This is a genomic window from Bacillus sp. S3 (assembly GCF_005154805.1).
Lineage (GTDB): Bacteria > Bacillota > Bacilli > Bacillales > Cytobacillaceae > Neobacillus.
Map to the genome: position 1 here is coordinate 2,431,892 of NZ_CP039727.1, position 20,974 is coordinate 2,452,865.

Annotated in this window: 23 protein-coding genes and 1 riboswitch; of the genes, 14 read left to right on the forward strand and 9 right to left on the reverse strand. The window is 39.2% G+C overall.

All coding sequences use genetic code 11. From position 1 onward, the window contains the following. Positions 1-41 precede the first annotated feature (41 nt). Together FAY30_RS11730 and FAY30_RS11735 are read right to left on the reverse strand one after the other, a co-directional pair. Positions 42-356: a DMT family transporter gene (locus tag FAY30_RS11730; RefSeq protein WP_149870054.1), complete on the reverse strand. Its 315-nt coding sequence runs from the start codon at positions 354-356 to the stop codon at positions 42-44. Further along, a complete protein-coding gene (locus FAY30_RS11735) occupies positions 356-697 on the reverse strand; it encodes a DMT family transporter (protein ID WP_149870055.1) in 342 nt (113 codons plus the stop codon). Before FAY30_RS11735 ends, FAY30_RS11730 begins: the two co-directional genes overlap by 1 nt. Before the next feature lie 65 nt (positions 698-762). Further along, positions 763-859, reverse strand: a riboswitch (guanidine-I (ykkC/yxkD leader). Positions 860-1,083: 224 nt separating this feature from the next. Here FAY30_RS11735 and FAY30_RS11740 point away from each other — a divergent pair. Next, a complete protein-coding gene (locus tag FAY30_RS11740; protein WP_149870056.1) occupies positions 1,084-1,839 on the forward strand; it encodes a TerC family protein in 756 nt (251 codons plus the stop codon). Positions 1,840-1,929: 90 nt separating this feature from the next. Here the strand turns inward: FAY30_RS11740 and FAY30_RS11745 are convergent, their stop codons facing one another. Both FAY30_RS11745 and FAY30_RS11750 read right to left on the reverse strand, forming a co-directional pair. Continuing rightward, a complete protein-coding gene (locus tag FAY30_RS11745) occupies positions 1,930-2,880 on the reverse strand; it encodes an aromatic acid exporter family protein (protein ID WP_149870057.1) in 951 nt (316 codons plus the stop codon). Between the two features lie 140 nt (positions 2,881-3,020). Next, entirely contained in the window at positions 3,021-3,989 is a 969-nt protein-coding gene (locus FAY30_RS11750; RefSeq protein ID WP_149870058.1) for an NAD(P)-dependent alcohol dehydrogenase, read from the reverse strand. A 245-nt stretch (positions 3,990-4,234) separates the two neighbouring features. Here FAY30_RS11750 and FAY30_RS11755 point away from each other — a divergent pair, with 245 nt between their 5' ends. Further along, a complete protein-coding gene (locus FAY30_RS11755; protein ID WP_149870059.1) occupies positions 4,235-4,828 on the forward strand; it encodes a YdeI/OmpD-associated family protein in 594 nt (197 codons plus the stop codon). Between the two features lie 430 nt (positions 4,829-5,258). On the opposite strand, the gene FAY30_RS27145 is transcribed toward FAY30_RS11755, so the two are convergent. Beyond that, a complete protein-coding gene (locus FAY30_RS27145) occupies positions 5,259-5,417 on the reverse strand; it encodes a hypothetical protein (RefSeq protein ID WP_190284886.1) in 159 nt (52 codons plus the stop codon). Positions 5,418-5,573: 156 nt separating this feature from the next. On the opposite strand from FAY30_RS27145, the gene FAY30_RS11760 reads away from it, so the two are divergent. Beyond that, entirely contained in the window at positions 5,574-5,951 is a 378-nt protein-coding gene (locus tag FAY30_RS11760) for an FAS1-like dehydratase domain-containing protein (RefSeq protein ID WP_149870060.1), read from the forward strand. Positions 5,952-5,997: 46 nt separating this feature from the next. Here FAY30_RS11760 and FAY30_RS11765 read toward each other — a convergent pair whose 3' ends face one another. Continuing rightward, positions 5,998-6,414 carry a DUF1284 domain-containing protein gene (locus FAY30_RS11765; RefSeq protein WP_149870061.1) on the reverse strand — a complete coding sequence of 139 codons (417 nt, stop codon included), beginning with the start codon at positions 6,412-6,414 and terminating at the stop codon, positions 5,998-6,000. Between the two features lie 239 nt (positions 6,415-6,653). On the opposite strand from FAY30_RS11765, the gene FAY30_RS11770 reads away from it, so the two are divergent. Both FAY30_RS11770 and FAY30_RS11775 read left to right on the forward strand, forming a co-directional pair. Then, positions 6,654-7,733: a hypothetical protein gene (locus FAY30_RS11770; RefSeq protein WP_149870062.1), complete on the forward strand. Its 1,080-nt coding sequence runs from the start codon at positions 6,654-6,656 to the stop codon at positions 7,731-7,733. Next, positions 7,720-8,490, forward strand: coding sequence for a hypothetical protein (locus tag FAY30_RS11775; RefSeq protein WP_149870063.1), 771 nt, complete (start codon positions 7,720-7,722; stop codon positions 8,488-8,490). The genes FAY30_RS11770 and FAY30_RS11775 overlap by 14 nt, the downstream gene beginning before the upstream one ends. A 173-nt stretch (positions 8,491-8,663) precedes the next feature. Here the strand turns inward: FAY30_RS11775 and FAY30_RS11780 are convergent, their stop codons facing one another. Continuing rightward, positions 8,664-9,131: a DUF3291 domain-containing protein gene (locus FAY30_RS11780; protein ID WP_149870064.1), complete on the reverse strand. Its 468-nt coding sequence runs from the start codon at positions 9,129-9,131 to the stop codon at positions 8,664-8,666. 246 nt (positions 9,132-9,377) lie between these two features. Here FAY30_RS11780 and FAY30_RS11785 point away from each other — a divergent pair, with 246 nt between their 5' ends. From FAY30_RS11785 to FAY30_RS11810, 6 genes are all read left to right on the forward strand, one after another. Beyond that, a complete protein-coding gene (locus tag FAY30_RS11785; RefSeq protein ID WP_149870065.1) occupies positions 9,378-9,605 on the forward strand; it encodes a hypothetical protein in 228 nt (75 codons plus the stop codon). A 196-nt stretch (positions 9,606-9,801) separates the two neighbouring features. Continuing rightward, positions 9,802-10,707 (forward strand): selenium metabolism-associated LysR family transcriptional regulator, encoded by a 906-nt coding sequence (locus FAY30_RS11790; protein WP_149870066.1) that lies wholly within the window; start codon positions 9,802-9,804, stop codon positions 10,705-10,707. 245 nt (positions 10,708-10,952) lie between these two features. After that, a complete protein-coding gene (gene sauS, locus FAY30_RS11795) occupies positions 10,953-12,389 on the forward strand; it encodes an acylating sulfoacetaldehyde dehydrogenase (protein WP_223820949.1) in 1,437 nt (478 codons plus the stop codon). A 14-nt stretch (positions 12,390-12,403) separates the two neighbouring features. After that, positions 12,404-13,528 carry a succinate--CoA ligase subunit beta gene (locus FAY30_RS11800; RefSeq protein WP_149870067.1) on the forward strand — a complete coding sequence of 375 codons (1,125 nt, stop codon included), beginning with the start codon at positions 12,404-12,406 and terminating at the stop codon, positions 13,526-13,528. Further along, the gene (sucD, locus tag FAY30_RS11805) at positions 13,525-14,415 is read left to right on the forward strand and encodes a succinate--CoA ligase subunit alpha (protein WP_149870068.1); all 891 of its coding nucleotides are present in this window, start codon (positions 13,525-13,527) and stop codon (positions 14,413-14,415) included. The genes FAY30_RS11800 and sucD overlap by 4 nt, the downstream gene beginning before the upstream one ends. Positions 14,416-14,596: 181 nt before the next feature. After that, positions 14,597-15,886 (forward strand): MFS transporter, encoded by a 1,290-nt coding sequence (locus FAY30_RS11810; protein WP_149870069.1) that lies wholly within the window; start codon positions 14,597-14,599, stop codon positions 15,884-15,886. Positions 15,887-16,113: 227 nt separating this feature from the next. Here FAY30_RS11810 and FAY30_RS11815 read toward each other — a convergent pair whose 3' ends face one another. Together FAY30_RS11815 and FAY30_RS11820 are read right to left on the reverse strand one after the other, a co-directional pair. After that, on the reverse strand, positions 16,114-16,410 hold the full coding sequence (locus FAY30_RS11815) for a DUF3243 domain-containing protein (protein WP_149870070.1): 297 nt from the start codon (positions 16,408-16,410) through the stop codon (positions 16,114-16,116). A 158-nt stretch (positions 16,411-16,568) separates the two neighbouring features. Beyond that, entirely contained in the window at positions 16,569-16,724 is a 156-nt protein-coding gene (locus FAY30_RS11820) for a lmo0937 family membrane protein (protein WP_411675480.1), read from the reverse strand. Between the two features lie 215 nt (positions 16,725-16,939). Between FAY30_RS11820 and FAY30_RS11825 the strand changes: the two genes are divergently transcribed. From FAY30_RS11825 to FAY30_RS11835, 3 genes are all read left to right on the forward strand, one after another. Beyond that, positions 16,940-18,784 (forward strand): sigma-54 interaction domain-containing protein, encoded by a 1,845-nt coding sequence (locus FAY30_RS11825; protein ID WP_149870071.1) that lies wholly within the window; start codon positions 16,940-16,942, stop codon positions 18,782-18,784. A gap of 181 nt (positions 18,785-18,965) precedes the next feature. Then, positions 18,966-20,054: a tartrate dehydrogenase gene (locus FAY30_RS11830; RefSeq protein ID WP_149872679.1), complete on the forward strand. Its 1,089-nt coding sequence runs from the start codon at positions 18,966-18,968 to the stop codon at positions 20,052-20,054. 68 nt (positions 20,055-20,122) lie between these two features. Further along, positions 20,123-20,908 (forward strand): SDR family NAD(P)-dependent oxidoreductase, encoded by a 786-nt coding sequence (locus tag FAY30_RS11835; RefSeq protein WP_149870072.1) that lies wholly within the window; start codon positions 20,123-20,125, stop codon positions 20,906-20,908. The last annotated feature ends 66 nt before the right edge of the window (positions 20,909-20,974 follow it).

A 20,974-nucleotide genomic window follows, 5' to 3' on the forward strand; every position in this document is an offset into this window, starting at 1 on the left:
AAGCCCTAAGAACCGTCCATATGGTCCTTCCCATTTCTTTATTAAGAAACAAGTTTCAGCCCTACAGCTGCACTTAAAACCAAACCAATGAAAACTAGTCTTTTCCAATCTTTAGATTCTCCATATAAAATCATTCCCAATATTGCTCCACCGGACGCACCAATTCCCGTCCATATCGCATAAGCTGTCCCCATAGGAAGTGTTACCATTGCATATGATAACAATAGGAAGCTCGCTCCAAATCCAATAATTAATAAGGCTAAAGATTTCCAATTACGATCCTGATGAAGTTTATTAATCATTGCAACACCAAACATTTCAAATAAACCTGCTAAAACTAAAGAAATCCAAGCCATTAGGAATCAGCCCCTTCCTTGATGTTATCCTTCGTCACTAATTTCAAGCCAATTACACCTACTAATAATAGTAAAATCAAAAGGATTTTACTCATTTTGAATGGTTCTCCAAAGAACAGTATTTCAGAAATAACAGTACCTGCCGTACCTAAGCCAACAAATACTGCATATACAGTTCCTACGGGAAGTTTTCGTCCCGCCATAATCATTCCATAGAAACTGATTATGATTGATATAATAGTACCAACCCAAGTCCAAAAGCCATCTGCGTGTTTCAATCCAATAACCCAAAATACTTCAAATAACGCTGCAACAAATACTTTAATCCAGTTTGTGTTCACTTAAATGACACCTCCGTTTTTTTTTACCAAAAACAAAAAAACCTGAGAGAAAACTGTACTACAGTTTCTCCCAGGCTTTTATCCTTCCGTGACACAGCACAGCTGTGAGTTTTCTCTCGGACCAGACCAACTTTAAGTTACGGAACCCTAGAAAACATTTAATATATACAATTAACTATAATTTTACACACATTACTTATTTATTCAAGACTAAAATTTTTGCATGGGTGGTCATGTTATAAGGTATAAAAAGGTAAAATAGTAGAGTGGGAATTGTTTCTGAATAATCTAAACTATATTCAGTGGGATTTCCTGTAGCCTAATAGGAAATTCTATTATTAGCACAACTTTTACAGGCATTTTTGCTTTAGAAAGGTGAGAAGTGGATGGAGTCACTATGGGTGGAATACGCTTGGGCATTGTTCATTCTAATCGGATTAGAAGGTTTGTTATCAGCTGACAACGCTCTCGTACTAGCAGTTATAGCCAAGCATTTACCCGAAGATCAGAAAAAAAGAGCTATCAATCATGGAATCATTATGGCATTTGTATTCCGATTTGCTGCACTTTTTGTTATTTCTTTTATTGCAAACGTCTGGCAAATCCAGGCAATAGGAGCAGCATATCTTCTTTATCTGGGATTGAAACATGTCATACAGGCACGGTTCGGACAAGAAAATAAGAAGATACATAAAGATGATGAAAAGGAATCCGTCGGTAAAGGTTTTTGGCCGACAGTAGGGAAGATTGCTTTAGCTGACCTCGCTTTTGCCATTGATTCCATTCTAGCTGCCGTTGCTCTAGCGCTTGGCCTTCCAGATTCACCACTTAACGATTTCGGCGGGATGGATGGAGGACAATTCATTGTTGTTCTTCTTGGAGGGATTGCTGGCCTTATTTTGATTAAGTTTGCAGCAACCTGGTTTGTCCAGCTTCTTGAAAAACGTCCAGCACTGGAAACAACAGCCTATGCCATCGTTGCCTGGGTCGGTGTCAAACTCGCTGTCATAACCCTTGCCCATGAAGATATTGGCGTCTTAAGTCATCATTTTCCCCACAGTACCGCGTGGACACTAATCTTCTATGGAGTATTAGTAGGTATCGCCCTAATTGGTTGGTTTGCACCAAGGAAAACACCATAAAAGCCATAGGGGACGGTTTTGGCTGTCTAAATTAGGCTCATTTAAGCCATGATAACCGTCCCTGTGATGTTCCCTTTGGTGTATGTGGTATTACACTTTTAATGATTTCTTTATCAGTAAATATTGTTCAATCTCTTTTAGGAGTTGAAACAATTGGGCTCTGGCTTCAAATTCATCCCTTGATTTCGGGAGAGGTTCTTCTTTGAATTGATTGTGCAAATCATGCAAGCGATTTAAATGAAGTTGTGCCGTGTTTCCAGGGTGAATGGCTTCGCTTAATTCTTCAAGAAAGTCCGCGATCATATATCTTTGTGTGACAAGCAGATCAATGGATGTCACCATTGGCAGGATCCGTTCAATGATTTCAAATTGTTTTTCACGTGTCTTGAAATAATAGTAAAAATAATCCTGCGTTCGCAAAAAATGGTTTTGTACATCCCGAAACGCTAAACTTTTCGCTTCTTCTAGCAGGCGGGCAGTATCAATGATTTCTTGTCCTATCCAACGACTTTCATTGGTCCGAAGGTAGGCGACCATTTCTTGAAAGATTGTTCGGAAATTTCCTTCTATCGCTTCTTGAAATTGTGTCAATTTAGCATCAAGGCTTGGCATATATAAATTGACAATGAGAGCGACTCCGATTCCAATGGCAATAAGTGCGATCTCGTTTAATACAATACCAAGGGTTATTTGTTTGCCTGTATACAGATGCAGAATAATAACTGAACTTGTCACAATCCCTTCACTTACTTTAAAACGGACGGTTAGCGGAATAAAGATCAAAAGCAGTAATCCAAGCACAACAGGGTGGTAGGCAATCATTTCAAAGAAGAGAAAAGAAAAGCAAATGGCCAGCATGCAGGCAAAAAATCGGGCATATGCAGCATATAACGATTTTTTTTTGGAATTCTGCACACAAAGAATAGTTAAGATTCCTGCAGAAGCAAAGTAATTCAAGCCGAAAAATTGAGCAATACTAATTGCTGCAGCGGCTCCTATAGCAGTCTTCACGGTTCGATAACCGATTTTCAATGGGAACATAAAATACCTCTAATCATTGTTTATCTTTAAATAGTATAAATAAAAATGCCAAAATCATCTAGTTATTGAAATAAAGATGCCTGTCCCCGGATAAGCAAAAGCTTTTGCGCATCCGGGGGCAGGCACAGATTTTCTTAGTCTCACACAGTGATGATAACTTTTCCTTGTGCGTGACCTTCTGCAAAATACCTGAAGGCATCGGGTACTTCATTCAACTTGTATTTTCTATCAATTACAGGATTTACTTGGCCGGTTTCAAGTAGTTCTTTCAAGTATACCAAATCACTTTGGTTTGCCCTTTGCAAAAATGTCCCCATTTTCTTCCCGCCAGTCTTTGAAATCAAAGGTCCGAGGACCATAGCTTGGAACATTTGTGCCCCGGAACCGCCAACATGAACAAAAATGCCATTGGGAGCTAAGGATCGCTTATAAGCCGAAATCGAATGATGTCCATTTACTCCTAAAATCAGATCATACCTCTCCGCTTTTTGGGTAAAATCCTCTTTTGTATAGTCAATCACATGGTCCGCCCCAATTGCCCGCAAAATGTCTACATTTCTTGTGCTACACACACCCGTAACTTCTGCCCCGAATGATTTGGCGATTTGTACAGCGAAAGTCCCGACACCACCAGAAGCGCCATTAATCAATACCTTATGTCCCGACTGAATCTTGCCTTTATTGCGTAGACCTTGTAAAGCCGTAACCCCTGCCATTGGCACCGCTGCTGCCTCTTCAAATGACAGTTTGGCCGGTTTTAGTACTAATGCAGTTTCGGGTACCGCTGTATACTCGGCGAAACCGCCCCAACCACTACCGGAAAGGTCACCGAACACCTCATCACCTGGTTGAAATTGCTTCACATCTTTGCCGACGGCTTCCACCACTCCTGCAATGTCACCGCCTGGGATGGAGTATTTCGGTTTTAGAAGACCGAACGCAAAACGGGCTAAGAACGGTTCTCCTTTTAAAAGAACCAAGTTCCCATAATTTAAGGATGCTGCATGGATTTTTACCAAAACTTCCTGATCATTAGGGACGGGCTTTTCAACTTCTGTCCATTCAAGAACATCAGGTGGACCATACTTATTGGAAACGATCGCTTTCATGCAAATTCCTCCTACTATATTCAATTAGTCTATTGGGATACCTAATAAATATCGTAAAAGAACTGACAAAAGAACCATCGTTGAAAAATAATAAAGAAATAATAGGTCTTTGGTCAGTTTTGTTGGAGTTGTTGGACAGCCAGATCTGCTTGACACGACTCCGAATGATGCCCTATTATAAATCGGAAATCAATCGGAGTCTCGGCAGACATGTAGATTAAAAATTTTAAGTGGGGTGTTGCTTGGTGACGAATAGTAGAAAGAATCGTAAGGTTGATGGCTTTTTAAAAAAGGCTAAAAAGTGGAAGGAAGAATTTGAGGCGTTGAGAAATATTGTTCTTGATTGTGAGCTGAATGAAGATATCAAGTGGATGCACCCTTGTTACATGTTTGAGGACAAAAACATTGTTTTAATCCATGGATTTAAAGAATATTGTGCGCTTCTGTTCCACAAAGGTGCCTTATTAAAGGATCCACATGGGATTCTAATCCAGCAAACGGAGAATGTACAGGCGGCGCGCCAAATTCGGTTCACTAATCTTCAAGAAATAGTTGCAATGGAAACGATCGTGAAAGACTATATTTATGAAGCCATAGAAGTGGAAAAAGCCGGTTTGGAAGTGCCTTTTAAAAAGAATATAGAATTCGTTATTCCTGAAGAATTACAAAATAAATTCGATGAAATCCCTGCCTTGAAAACGGCTTTTGAAGCATTGACGCCGGGAAGGCAAAGAGCATACATTCTTTATTTTTCGGGGGCCAAACAATCCAAAACTCGAGTGTCAAGGATTGAAAAATATATGCAGCAAATTCTTGATGGAAAGGGATTAAATGATTAGTATATTCGGTGCTGAGAGGTATTATAAGGGTAAGTAACATGGTAGCCTTGAATATAGGTTTCCCTGTTACTTTACACTGGTAGGTAAGTATTTCAATAAGGCTCTTTTCTAAAAAAGATTGTTGCTTTTTTTTAATTCGCCGAAAAAGTGGTTAGATTCGACGATATATTTGAAAATTCGCCGATATATTGCTTGGAATCGCCGATAAACTTAGAAAATTCGCTGATAAATTATAATAGTTTTTAAAAAAGAATAAAATTACCCTTTTTATGAGAATGAACGCGATCAATAACATTATTCTTTACGAAAACAGTTTTCAATTAAAATCAACCACGCTTAATCATTAAATTTGTACCAACTTCATTAAATCGAAAAGATAGATGTAACGAGTTTATTTTTGAAGAATAAAAAAACCACTCAGAGTGGTTTTTTAATCGCGCATTGCTCCTGCCTCCCGGGAAGTCATTGCACCTTGTCCTTCGCTTACATCTTTTTGAATTTCTTGTTTTACTTTTTGTGCATCAGTCCCGGCAAATTCCGGTTTCATCACTGATCCCAAATTCTCTTTAGCTTGTTGATCCTGTTGCATATAAGTCCTCCTCAAATTTATTTAACAATCTTATCATTCCCATCCTGCTCGATGAAATGCTTTAACGGGCAAGATAGTTGAATGCTGTTATTAATTGTTGTAATATTCAGATTACCATTAACCATACTGTATATAACCTTCAGGAGGAAGATTTACATGCCATTAAAAGTAGGAGATATTGTAACGTTTCAACGGACCTTTACGGTAAGGGATGTTGAATTATTTACAGAGATTTCAGGTGATGAAGGGGTACATCATAGAACTCCAGATGAACAGGGACGGCTTGTCATACAGGGATTATTAACAGCAACCCTGCCAACAAAAGTTGGGGGAGATGCAAACGTGCTGGCCCGTACAATGAATTTTGAGTTTTTAAGACCTGTGTTTACGGGGGATACCGTCATTTGTAAAGTGAAAATTGAAAAATACGAAAGGAAAGAAAATAATCGAACAGCTATTATGGCATCCTTTTTATGTGAAAATCAGCATGAAAAAGAAGTATTAAAAGGGAATTTTTCCGGTGTCATACTTTAAATTCCTTATACTTTCTTCCACTAACGGTACAATGGTAGAGGCGGGCTTATTTCACTTCTCTTAAGCCCTTCTCTTCATGAATCTCTCGAATACCTTCTTCGCAAGCCCCTAAGGAACGCCAAGAGCATGTTTCACAGACCACTTGAATATCGGATGGGATGACATGCTTCCGGATATGAGACTCAATATCCTCCCATTTCAGAATTTGCCCGATTTTAAGGTTCATTTTGTCTAAAATAACGGCATCTCTTTCATAGATCTGGACGTCTTGACAATGGTATTCACCTGAGTTGGGATACTTTTCACACAATTGGTCAGGTCCCTTTACAAGTAGAATTAACGTTTTTGGGTTGTTTCTTAAAGTTTGATGCAAACGTGTCATATTTTTCACATATTCTGGGGAATACCCCATTCCCCGATAGCCTAGAAGACAAAACAGATGATGTCCGCGCAGCTTATACATAATTTTCCCCCCTGTGTGTTTAAACACTTTTGCTTTGAAAGTAAACTAAAATTTTTATTTGGTTAACATCTATGTTATCTATCATAACACATGGTGATAGATGGATTGGAAACTTTTCAAATATGTTAAAAGTTTATTTCGAACCCTGTTTTTTGTTTAAAAATTCACAGTAAGTTTAGAAAAGAGTAGAAAATATAGTAAGATGGTATATATCGTCACATAGGAGTGGAATTAGAAGAATGAGCATCGATTTGCTTACAAAGCTCGAGGAAGAAAAGGATCAATGGATATTCAGGGCGATTAACCGATTTCATAAAGATTTCTTGCGTTTTGACGGAGAAATGCAAGATGAGTTAACAGCAGTGAAAACACCGGAAAATCAGATCATGCAGATTAAAAATATACTGTACAGCATTTACAAACAGAAGAAACTTGATTTGGAACGGATGGAAAAAGAAATAAAGCGGATCAAGGAAAGGATTGAGGAAGCTGAGCAGGGTTATCACAATCTGACCATGGCCGCTCAATATGTACAAGAGGAAATTATTCACTATGAAGGACTGTTAACGGATGTAGGTCAAATCCAATTAGAAAAGTTCACGTGCGAATTATACAAGAAATTTCAATTTGATCCGAAAAAAGCTCAAGTTGTGGTGAAGGAGAGGAAAACGAGTAAGCTGAATGAAAGCTTCAATGAGGCGGAATGGGAAATGACGGAGTTTTATAGGGAGCAGCTGGAGGAGATTGCTAGAAAGATAAAACAAATGTTGCCTTATGCGGGTCGCTCCTTACTGTTTGATTTCCAATCCAACCCGCCGTTAATGGTCCTTTCCTTGAAACATGGCCGAGGTTTGGATCGATATTTCGTACCGAAGAATTTTGAAGAGGATTATAAGATTGTACGGGATACGTTAAACGAAAACAACACCATTGTTTACGATTATTATAGAGACCAATTGAATCATTTTAAACAAAAGGCAAAAAAAGAACTCATGCAGCTGAGTGGTGGTAAAAAGGAGCACCGATGCATGGTTTTAAAAAGTATAGAAGAAAAGCAAGCGGAAAAAGCGCAAATCGAAAAGAGCATAGCAGCATTAGAAGAAAAACTTTCCAGGGCTCTTTGGGAATGGAATCACGAGATGGAACGGCCGCAGAAGCTGGATGAAATTTTAAAGGAAGAGTTTGTGAAGGCAGTTTCGGAATGGCAGGAGAAATTGTTCGCCAAAGAGACGACAGATGTAGAACGATGGGTATATCATCAATACAGCCAGTTGATTTTAATACAAGCAGAAAGGATTATTGGACATGAGTACACCTAATACGATCGTGGATGAAAAATACAACGAGACGATTCAATCGTTGAAAAAAATCAATAACCTTTTATTTTATGATGAATTAAAGAATCTATTAAAAGAACGTGAACAAACGATTGCCCAATTGAATGAGGAAGTATACGAGTCTGTTGAAAATATGCAGAAATCGTTGAAACGGTTTCCAATAAATATCAGTGAACAGCTGAAGGAAGAAATCATTACTCCCCAATCAGAGCTGTTTGACAGCAGCTTGCAGCATTTCAATGAGAATATCAACCTATTGGAAAAAAAGATATCCTTGTGGCATTTGCAATATCAAGAATATGTAGGGAAGACCGAAAAACTGCTGGCAGAGTTAAAAGAAATGCAGAGGAATGACTATAAGTATATTGAATTGAAAACTGAAAAAGTGCAGGAGGCCATTCGGTCCTCTCAGGAGCAGATCCATGTTCTGTTAACAAAAGAGATGAATGAACAGGCATCCATCACGAATGTAAAATTTGAATCCGTTAGTGAAAGGTTATCCTATATTATTAAAAACTTTAGCGCTGTAGAAGCTAATCTTATGGCGATGGCTGAGGAATGGAACATACAGCAACAGCACGATCAAAAGGAATTTCAAGTGAAATGGGAAGAAAAATGGATGCTGCATGAGGATAACTCGAAGAAGAGAGAAGATCTTTTTAAAAAGTGGCTCATTGGTCTAGCAGTCGGGCAAGGGGTTTCCATTTTATTATTGTTGGTGTTTTTTCTTTTTAAATAAGGATGCTTTACGGTCAGACCCCCGACGCGCTAACGCTTTAGTGCGCTGGGGGTCCTTTTTTATTGGGCGGAAACTGAACGTGAGTAAAATAATTTTTTTAGGCTAACGATGGAGAGAGTTGATCTATTTTAGGATTTCATCTTCCTATTTTGGAACAAGAGAATTGCCCCTTACTAATTAACCAACAACGGCTCACCTGCTTCATCAAATGCGTGCTTATAGTCAAACGCAAAAGGGGTTGGTCCATGCTGAATATAATAGTTGTATCTCTTGAAAGCCTCCTCCCAGGATACATCCATCACCTTCTCCGTCCACCACACCACATATGTAGGTTGTTTCTCTTGATGAGGGTCGATCCACTTGTTTCTGTCTCGTAAGGCTTGTTTATGCTTGCCTGAATAGGTAAAACGATATAATGACTGAAGGTTTTCCCATACTGTTAGTGTCAGAACAGGAGGACCCTCCCCATTGATCGCTTCCTTAGGGAATGCCACTCTATCAGATGTAAACTCCTTTATAAGCTGCCCTGATATAGATGCCTGCCGCATGATTTTATATCCCACTTCAAAAAACTCACGTGAGGCAGGATGTTCATATGGATGTTTTAGACTGCCAACAGTATAGATTGCAACAAAAGCCATAATAATCTCCCCATTTTACACTTTTTACCTACTTATATTCAAGAAAGACTGGACTAATTCCTGTTGAACAAAATAGCTATAATGATTAAAACTGAATTGATGATAATTTTAATGGTCAAATCATTTTGTTTTGTAGAAAAGAATGTGCCCTCAGTTTTGTGACACCCTTTGCTTCTCATTTATTTGAATAAACAACTTTTTTAGGCTAACGATATAGGGAGTTGATAAAAAAAAGGAGATGAATCGATGGAGCCATATAAAATAACTAACATGATTATAGATGATGATTTTGCTGTAGAGGAATATGTAACCGCTGAATTTTCCTACAACCAAAAAACGTATAGCCTGACATTTAAAAAAGCGGATCTTGAGATCATCAATGCCTGGGTTTTTGAGGATGGTACCTCATTTCCAGCGTTTGTCCCAGATGAAATAGTTGAATCGATTAGGGAAGAGGTTAAAAAAAGAATCTAGGTTTTTAAACGTTGTAAATATGTATACACTGGAAAAAACTAACCTATCTTCATACGGATAGGTTAGTTTCTTGACTAGACTTGTCTACTATCTTTTTTGGTTTATTTGTGCAATAATCTGAATATACAAAAAATAAAGCAAAGAGTTCTACATAAGTTATTGCTCGTGATAAGAATGATAGAAAGGAGGACAAGGGATGAATTTTGACCATCTAAAAGTATTTCATACGGTAGCACGGGAAAAAAGTTTTTCTAAAACGGCAAAAATCCTTCATATGTCACAACCGAATATCAGTTCTCAAATTCGGCAACTCGAAGAATCTTTGGACACGAAGCTATTTAAAAGGACTACTAGAAAAGTTGACTTAACCCAAGCAGGTGAGATTTTATTTCAATCAGCTGAAAAAATAATTTATATCATTCATCAAACCCAAAAAGATATTACACTCCTTTCCAATTCCACTCACGGAGTATTAAATATTGGTGCCAGTTTGACGCTGGGAGAGCATATTCTTCCCCGGATGATAGGACATTTCAAAAAGGAATTCCCCCATGTTCAAATAGTATTAGAAATTAACAATTCGGACCAGATTATTGAAAAGCTGAAGAACGAGAAAATTCATATTGGATTTGTTCAATCTATGATCAATTCCCCAGAATATCGCCAGCGTTACTTCTATGAGGATGAGCTAATCTTTATTGCTGCGAAGGACTTTATCCTGCAAGATTCGCTTGATTTTAGGAACAGCTTAAGCCCGGATGAAATTTATTCATTACCTTTTATCCTTCGAGAAGCAGGTTCGGGTACTAGACAATTAATTGAAGAGCAGCTAATCAAAGTGAATGTGTATCCTTCAAAATTGAATGTGATTCTTGAACTCGACAATACTCAGTCCATAAAGTCGGCTGTTGAAGCAGGTATAGGTATTTCGATCATCTCTAAAGCCTCTGTCCAACATGAACTATCTTTAAACACCATCCGCGAATTATCCATCCAAGATTTACAATTAAAGAGGTTTTTTTATTCCGTTTATGATGAAAAGAAATTAACACCTGCCGGCGAAACATTCCTGTCATTTATCCATAAGGATAAGGAACAATAAACATATTTTAAGATATCCGAGACCTGCTCCCTTGTCAGAGCAGGTCTCTTTTTTACTTTTATATACTACTATTGTCTAGGTCAAGAACGATTCATAAGTAATTCAGATAACTCTGATTTTATATCTGAATATAACGAATATTTAAAATTTATTGAATTATCGCGCCTGCATCCATTAGTATTAAACATGCAAGGTCAACCTATAAAGCTGGTTTCGAAAAAATGAACGAGATGGAGGGGAAATCCATGAAAGAAGTTAAAAATCGTGAAATGCAAGCTGCCGAGGTGAATGTTCAACAAACAGTCTCAGAAATGGTCAAAAAAGCAAGAGAAGCGATGAAAATCTTTCATCACTATAGCCAGGAACAGGTCGATGAAGTGGTTCAAGCTGTGGCATGGGCAATCTATAAGCCCGGTCATGCTGAACGTTTGGCTGAATTGGCCTTAAAAGATACAGGATTGGGTCGTTATGAAGATAAGGTCTTAAAAAAACGCCGGAAAACTATGGGAACCTTACGTGACCTTAAAGGAGCAAAATCGGTAGGGATCATTCATATTGACGAGGCAAAGGGAATCACTGAAATTGCCAAGCCTGTTGGGGTGGTAGCGGCTATCGTACCATCTACAAACCCGGGTGCAACCCCTGCGAATATTGCTATGATGGCATTAAAAGGGCGAAATGCCATTATTATCGCTCCTTCACCAAAAGGACATTCCACAAGTCAACTACTTCTCAACTATATACACAAAGAGCTCGACAAAATTGGTGCACCGAAAGATCTTTTTCAAGTACTCCCTGCGCCTGTAAATAAAGCGATTACAAAAGAATTAATGAATCAGGCAGATTTTTTAACGGTGACGGGTTCAGCTAACAATGTCCAAACCGGGCAGACAAGCGGGAAGCCGAACGCCTGTGTAGGGGCCGGAAATGTTGTGTCTATTGTGGATCGAACAGCAAATATTGAAGAGACCGCTCGTAAAATTTTCTTAAGTAAAACCTTTGACAATGCCACCAGCTGTTCAAACGATAACTCAGTTGTGATTGAAGCGGCAATTTATGATCAAATGATCGAAGCGCTAAAACGGCAAGGTGGATACCTCTGTAATGCGGAAGAGAAAGATCTCTTACAAGAGGCAATGTGGATTGATGGAAAAAGAAATGTTCGAACACTAGCTAAAGATCCTCATGTGATTGCACAGGAGGCAGGTTTGGCTCATCCAGATGCACAAAGGGCTACCTTTTTTATGGTGGAGGAAACTGGAATTGGAAGGGACTATCCTTTTTCCGGGGAAAAATTAGCCGTTGTCTTAACCGTGTATAAAGCTGCTAACTTCCAAGAAGCCATTAACCAAGCCAAGGAAATTTTAAATTACCAGGGCAGAGGCCATTCTTGCGGACTGCATACGACCGATGAAAAACATATGGAGCAAATAGGGTTTGAAATGGATGTATGCAGACTGTTAATCAATCAAGTTCAAGTCTATGGAAATGGCGGTAATTTCAATAATGGATTAAATTTTACGCTTTCGATGGGTGGCGGTACATGGGGCGGCAATAACATCGGAGAAAATTTATCCTATAAACATTTTCTAAATATTACAAGAGTATCTCGGATTATCCCGGAAGTAGTACCAACAGAAGAGGAATTGTGGGGAAATTATTGGAATAAATACGGCAAATAAAGCGAGGTATTACGATGAAACTATTTGAATATCAAGCAAAAGAACTTTTTAAACAAATTCAAATTCCTGTTCCAAATCGGACATTTATCGAAGATTACGATGAAATGGGGGGAGCAATCGATCAGGTGGGCTTTCCTTGTGTTCTCAAAGCACAGGTTCTGCAAGGAGGAAGGGGGAAAGCAGGACTTATCAAACTAGTAAACAATATGGAAGAAGCATCAAGCCAAGCAGAAGCGATTTTTTCAAAAGCCAAAAATATGTCCGGCCTTTTGATAGAGGAGGCCATCCAAATTGAGAAAGAGCTATATGTCTCGATTACAGCCGACCCGGTAACAGGAACGGCGATGATGATGGCTTGCGCGGAAGGCGGGATCGACATTGAAGAAATTGCAAAAAATATCCCGGAAAAAATTCATAAAATTAACATCGATCTTTCAGAAGGCATTCAGAGCTATCAAGTTCGCGGGCTGCTTTATGATATGGGGATAGAGGATCAATTAATAGGTTTAGGAACGAAGTTATTGATGGATTTATATCATGTTTTTAGAAAAAATGAAGCAGAGTTAGTGGAAATAAATCCATTGATTGTCACAAAGGACGGAAAATTAATAGCGGGAGATGGGAAAGTAACCATAGATGATAATGCCTTATTTAGACATCCCCAGTTTCAGCTGACAAGGGCCTATTACGAAAACGATGCAGAATATGAAGCTGCAAAGGAGGGAATCCCCTATATCCAGTTTGATGGAGATATTGGATTAATGTGTGCCGGAGCCGGTTTAACTAACACGGTATTTGATCTCGTAAATGATTATGGAGGAAGCGTTGCCAATTATTTAGAGTTTGGCGGTCCGAACTATCATAAGGCAAAAATGGCCATGGATATTATGATGAAAAATGATATTAAAGTATTGTTAATTGTTACATTTGGGACGATTGCAAGAGCTGATGTCATGGCGGAAGGAATTGCGGAAGCCATTAGAGAACTGCAGCCTCCATTTCCAATTGTTGCCGCGATTCGAGGTACTGGCGAGGAACAAGCACATAAGCTGCTGCGGACTGTCGAAATTGAACCATTAATTGATACGGAGCAAGCAGTCATTAAAGCGATTGCACTTTCAGGAGGTGTGAAACGATGAGCATCATTCTAGACCAGTCTACACGTGTAGTAGTACAGGGGATTACCGGGAAGGAAGGCAGCTTCTGGACGAAACATATGCTGGATTATGGGACAAATGTTGTAGCAGGTGTAACACCGGGAAGGGAAGGCAAGTATGTTGAAGATGTCCCAGTATTTCATACCGTAAAAAGGGCCGCAAAGAATATTCCGATTGATGCATCCCTGTTGTTTGTCCCGCCACGATTTGCCAAAGAGGCATTATTTGAAGCGCTTGATGCCGGAATTAAAAAAGTAGTGATATTGTGTGACGGTATTCCATTACATGATGCCATTCAAATGAGAAAGGCAGCTATGAGCGCTGGTGCCATGGTGATTGGCGGAAATACTTCAGGTATTATTTCTATGGGTCAGGCAATGATGGGTTTTTTTCCATATTGGCTGGAAAGAGTATACCGTCCCGGCCGGATTGGGATTATGACACGAAGCGGTTCTCTGACAAATGAAATAACGGCGGAGGTGGTAAGAGCCGGTTTTGGGGCTTCCTCGCTCATTGGGATAGGCGGTGACCCTGTACCATTAACCCGGTTTGCCGAGGTACTGCCATTATTTCAAGAGGATCCGAATACAGATGCAGTCGTGCTGATCGGGGAACTGGGAGGAACGATGGAAGAGGAGGTAGCTGAAGCGATTGAAAATAAGGTTTTTACCAAACCGCTTGTTGCCTTCTTAGGCGGGAGGACTGCTCCAAAAGGGAAAAAAATGGGCCATGCCGGCGCGATTATTACCGCCGGAAAAGGTACTGTTAAAGACAAAATGATTGCCTTAAAAAATGCGGGTGCTCTTGTTGCCGAGCGTCCTAGACAGGTAGGTACCTTATTAGAATCCATTCTAGCTTCGAAGATTTAATTGTAAGCGCTAATTCCTGCCGCACCAACTGGCAGGAATAGTACTATCATTTAACTAAAAAATGTAAGCGCTTTAAAATATGATTGTTTAATGTGGGAACTTAAAAATATCCGTCAAGTGATTGAAAAAAATTTTTTAGATTAGGATAAGCAAGGCAAAACCAAATTATAGGGGGAAAGGTATGAAGAAAAAAATCACAGTTGGAAATAAGGTGTTATTTCTTCTATGTGCAATGTACTTCATCACCTACATCGATCGGGTTAATATTGCCACTGCAGCTCCATTTATACAAAAAGATCTAGGTTTGTCCACAACGGAAATGGGTTTAATTCTATCCGCCTTTGCCTATCCCTATGCGTTTCTTCAAATATTTGGCGGCTGGATAGGTGATAAGGTGGGGGCTAAGAAGACGCTTACCTTTGTTGGCCTTATTTGGTCACTAACAACGGCGTTAACAGGTATGGTCACAGGATTGGTAAGTGCCGTTTTAGTAAGAATTGGGCTAGGTTTTGGAGAAGGCGCTGCTTTTCCTACCGCTACAAAAGCGATGGCACAATGGCTGCCAAGGGAAAAATTCGGCTATGCACAAGGGATTGTCCATTCGGCTTCCAGGCTTGGAAATGCAGTGGCACCTCCCATTATTGCCTTACTAATAGTAGCTTTCGGATGGAGAGAATCATTCTTTATCATGGGTGCAATTAGTATAATTTGGATGGTTGTATGGCATTGGTATTTTAAAGATAATCCAAAGGATCACCCGAAAATTACACAAGAGGAATTGAACACATTGCCTCCATTTGAAGGTAAGGAGCAGCAAAGTAAAAAAATCATTCCTTGGAAAAAACTTTGTAAAAGAATTCTTCCTGTTACATTTGTAGATTTTTGCTATGGATGGACATTATGGGTATATTTAACCTGGCTTCCGTCGTTTTTATATACTGCTTATCATTTAGATATTAAAAATTCGGCCTTATTTGCGGCGGGTATTCTGTTGTCAGGTGTCATTGGCGATACTCTTGGAGGAGTGTTATCAGATAAAATTTACGTGAAGACAAAAGACTTGAAGCTTGCCCGCCGTTCAATCCTGATTGTAGGTTTAACGGGTTCCCTCATCTTTTTATTACCGACCTTATTTGTGCATAATCTTACGTTGATTGCCATATCTATGAGTCTAGCTTTCTTTTTCCTTGAGCTTTGTAATGCTAATTTATGGGCAATCCCAATGGATATTGCCCCAAATCATGCAGGAACAGCAAGCGGTATGATGAACACTGGATTTGGCGTGGCTGGCATGCTTTCACCCGTTGCTTTTGGATTTTTAATTTCGTTTTCAGGTAACTGGCAGGTTCCATTTATTATGTCCGTGTTGTTATTGTTTATCGGTGTATTGGTGACATTAAAGATAGACCCGTCTAAAAAATTGGAAATAGAGCATGATCATCAGAGGACCGATATATCAAGTCCAATGTAAAAAATGAATAGTGCCCTCAATTGTGTGACACCATTTTCTTTTCATTTTTTTTAATACACCATTTTTTTGTTGTAGAGGAATATGTGACCGCTGAATTTTCCTACAATCAAAAAACGTATAGCCTGACATTTTATCGTAGTAAATATGTATACACTGGAAAAAACTAACCTATCCTCATACGGATAGGTTAGTTTCTTGTCATATAGTCTACTATAATCGTTATTCCATTATTCCTGTACCAATCGTACAAGCAAATGTGCTAACTTATGCTGTTCCTCCTCCGTACCCACTTTCCAAAGCTCTTGTAATAACCGCTCTTCAGAGTTTTTTGGTGATTGCTTATCCGCAAGATAATCGGCTACTTTTTGCGCCGAATTGGCTAATTGCTCCTCATCCATCCCTAGTTTTATACCCAAATCTACTTTTCCTCTTAGGTATTCCCTAAAATCATCAAAACTTGTTAACGAATCACCGTTCTTGTAAATATGATTGGCTATATCTTGATCATGTAGCTGCTTTTCCATGTAGATCACTCCTCGTTTGGATTGTGCCATTTATTAAATGTGCTTACACCATACTTACCCTGTGGCCAACTGGATGAAACCACATGGCCGCCGATTTTGGATTTTTTTCATGAAATCCAAGGTAGCGGGGGACTGACTGACGCTATTGCTGGTATAAACTACGCATTTCCTTTTGTTCTCCCGGAGAATAATTTGAAAATGAACACCACGACAGCCACTACGAGTAAAAGGTGAATCAGTCCTCCAGCAATATGGAAAACAAGCCCAAGAACCCAAAATAAAAGTAACAAACTAATAATTGTCCAAATCAACATAATCACTTCTTTCTTAAAGAATTTTTTGATATACGTATAATACCCACAATTTATGAAAGTAAATTTATTTTTTTTATTTTTTTATTGTTGTGCCCTTTTACGCACAAAACTTCCGATGTCCCCAAAAAAACCGTCCCCATGTTTTTTTTGGTTTACAATAATGAAAGATAACCTTACTATAAATAAAGAATATTCAGAACAAGGGATGAGATTGGATGATAGCTCTTTATAAAATGAATGATTTATACGAAGATCAAATAAAAAAATTCTATACTGATTTGGGGTATCAGACTGCCAGCTTTTATTCGATTAATTCAATATTGGATCAGATTATGAATCCGATGGTTATTCTTACACCTGTTATCTTTCGGCAAGAATTGGAGGGTGTTTCGTTTCCCATTATTCCGATTTCAATCAGGGCAGGGGATATAAAAAAGTCAATAAACGAGTTGTTTGAATCCAAGGAAAAGCAGGGCTATACATATATCGCCTCAAACGACGAAATTATGTGGCTGAAAAAAGAATACACAGAATATCTTGAGAATGAAAAGATTCATATCTCGTTTTTACTAGACAAACAATCTTCCACACTTAGCCCTAATCATTTGAATCTGGCACCAATATGGATGAAAGGGTTAATTTCTGTGCCATGGAATAAGCATGTGCATTTTATTAAGCCGGCGTTTACTTCTATCATTCCCATACTACAAACAGCCTGTTCACTAGTAAGCTTAACGGAAGAAATTATAAAAGAAAGATTTCAGGTAGAGGCGATCGTTAATTCCACGCATGACGGAGTGGTTGCTGTCGATAAAATCGGAAATATTATCTTGGCTAATAAGCATGCGAAAACCATTCTTGGTTTCGAAGAGAATCCGAAAGGGAGGAATATCACAGAGTTTATTCCTCAGTCTGATATGATTCGAGTGTTGGAAACTGGAAAGATTGAAAGAGATGATATTGCTCTTGTTGGGGGTCGCCAAATTGTCATTAACCGCTCCCCCGTTATCGTAAAAGGGAAAATTGTCGGAGCTGTATCAAATTTTAAAGAAATTACAGATATTCAAAAAGTGGAATTACTACTTCGTAAAAAGCTACATCAAAATGGTTTAGAGGCAAAGTATCGATTAAGTGATATTGTTGGAGAAACACAGGTGATAATGGAGACAAAAGAATTAGCAAGGAAATTTGCTGAAACGGAATCTACTGTTTTAATAACCGGTGAGTCTGGAACTGGTAAAGAATTATTTGCTCAAGGGATTCATTCTGCAAGTCATCGATCACTTGGTCCATTTGTAGCCGTGAATTGCGCAGCGTTTCCTGAAAATCTTTTGGAAAGTGAAATGTTTGGATATGAGAAAGGGACGTTTACAGGTGCTCTAAAAGATGGAAAGCCTGGCTTATTTGAGCTTGCCCATGGAGGTACGCTGTTTTTGGATGAAATTGGTGAGTTACCTCTACGAATTCAAGCTCTTTTATTAAGGGTACTTCAGGAAAAAACAATTAGGCGTGTCGGCGGAGAGCGAATCATACCAGTAGATGTTCGAATCATTACAGCAACGAATCGGAATTTGGAGGAGGAGGTTGAAGAGAAACAATTCCGGTCTGACTTATATTATCGGCTAAATGTACTAGCTCTTGAATTGCCGCCTCTACGCGGGCGTTTAACAGATATCCCTAAACTGGTAGACTCGTTTCTAGTTGAATTTAATGAAAAAAGAAAAAACAAAATAAAAGCTGTTGAAAAAGAATTAATTAGTTTATTTCAGATGCACGATTGGCCGGGGAATATTCGTGAATTGCGGAATGCCATTGAAAGGATGGTGGTTCTGGAGGAGGGGAACTGTTTAGGGCTTCATGGGGCAAAATTTCTTTTGGAAAAATTAAGAAGAAGAAAGATCTTAGGGGATGTGCCCAATCAACCAAGCATAAAAAATAAAGAAAAAGAACTGATTCTAACCACATTAGAAAAATTCGCTTATAATAAAAAGTTAGCCGCTGAGTCTCTTGGAATCGACCGGTCCACCCTTTGGAGAAAAATGAAAGAATATAATTTATGATGTTGTAAAAAGCAACATTATGTTGCAGTTTGAAACAATGGTATCGCTGAACAGGGAAATCAATCCCTGTTTTTTGTTTGGATTTTTTTGATTTTTCTGAGTTTTGACTCTTGGCATAAAAATTGCATATTAGTTATTCGAAAGATAGAGCAGATAATGAAAAAAGAAAGTAGTGAAGCATATGCAACATTATTCCATTGCGTTAATTCCTGGTGATGGGATTGGTCCAGAAGTGACCAATGAAGCCGTAAAAGTATTAAAAAAAGCAGAAGAAATTCACGGCGGGATAAATTTTTCATGTGAAACCTTTGATTGGGGTTGTGATTATTATCTCCAACAGGGAAGAATGATGCCGGAGAACGGCCTAGAGATCTTAAAAGACTTTGATGTTATTCTATTTGGTGCAGTTGGGGCTAAAACGGTACCTGATCACATCTCGGTTTGGGAGTTAATCCTGCCCATCCGCAGAAAATTCCAGCAGTATGTAAATTTGCGGCCGATCAAACTCCTAAAAGGGTTAGAAAGTCCTCTAAGATATAAACATCATGATGACCTCGACTTTGTTGTTGTCAGGGAAAATACGGAAGGGGAATATTCCAACAGCGGCGGACGTGTTCATGAGGGAACCCCGTATGAACTGGCAATGCAAAATAACATATTTACTAGATATGGGACTGAGAGAATCCTAAACTATGCCTTTTCCCTGGCTGAAAAAAGAGCGAAGAAAAACCTGACTGTGGCAACAAAATCAAATGCGATTAATTTTACGATGCCGTTTTGGGATGAGATGGTGAAAGAAATCGGCTCTAGTTACCCGGATGTTCAAACGCAACTCTACCATATTGATGCTTTAGCAGCTTATTTTATTTCAAGACCCGAGACACTTGACGTAGTGGTCGGAAGTAATTTATTTGGTGATATTCTGACAGATTTAGGTGCAGCGATTGTTGGAGGTTTGGGGCTGGCACCCTCCGGAAACATTAATCCGGAGCGGATCTATCCGTCCATGTTTGAGCCCATTCATGGTTCTGCTCCCGACATTGCCGGAAAAGGGATTGCTAATCCAATTGCCTCCATTTGGAGCCTTAGTCTAATGATGGACCATCTCGAACTCTATGAAGCAGGCAAATTAATACTTGATTCTATCGAAGGCGTGTTACTTGATGGCATAATAAGAACTCCTGATTTGGGGGGCACTGCCACGACGATAGAAATGGGCGATGCCATCGTTTCGAAAATGGTTCAATTAAGTCTTAGTCCTAAAATCTGAAAATTCTAAGGGATATGATCCGATAACATGTAACCAGGAGGAGAAATAATCCAATAGGGGGAAGTTGAATGCAAAAAGAAAAGATGGTTTTGTTCCCAAGCATTGAAGGAAAAGTTGCGGTCGTAACCGGGGCTGGAAGCGGGATCGGCAGGGCAACGGCCATTCTCCTTGCTAAAAACGGGGCGACTCTGTTTCTGATGAGCCGGGACGAGGAAAAGCTGAAGGAAACACAGAAAACATGTGAAAGTTACGGTGTGAAATGCTTTTATCAATCAACGGATGTAACCGATCCGAATGCAGTTATAGAGTCGTTTGCCGAATGCTATAAAATGTTTGGACGAGTGGATATACTCTGCAATGTAGCCGGAGGAAGCACTGGCAGAAGGTTTACCCTTGACATGACAGGGGACGACTTTGATGAAGTGTATAAATTGAATTTGAAAAATGTGTTTCTCTGCTGTAAAGAAGTACTTCCGGGAATGAAGGAAAGAAATCATGGAAGGATTGTAAATGTATCTTCCCTCATAGGAAGGGCTGCGGGTGACAATACGAATATAGCCTATTCCAGCCTTAAAGCCGGAATTGACCAGTTTTCCAAGTATTTGGCAAGGGAGGTTGGACAATACGGCATCTGCGTAAATTCTGTATCCCCTGGTTATATTGAGGCAAGTCCGAGAATAACGGAGCTTTGGGCCAAAACACAGAACATGCAGGGGGTGTTTGATCGGCTCTCATTAAAAAGACCGGGAACGGCTATGGAAGTGGCTAATGCCATTGTATTTCTTGCCAGTGACGAAGCTGCCTATATTACAGGCGAAGTTTTGGACATAAATGGCGGGGCAGTTATGGCATAAAAGATAGGTTCTTAAATGAAAGAAAAGGATATTGAAGGGCTAAAATATGTATTGAAAACGGAATGG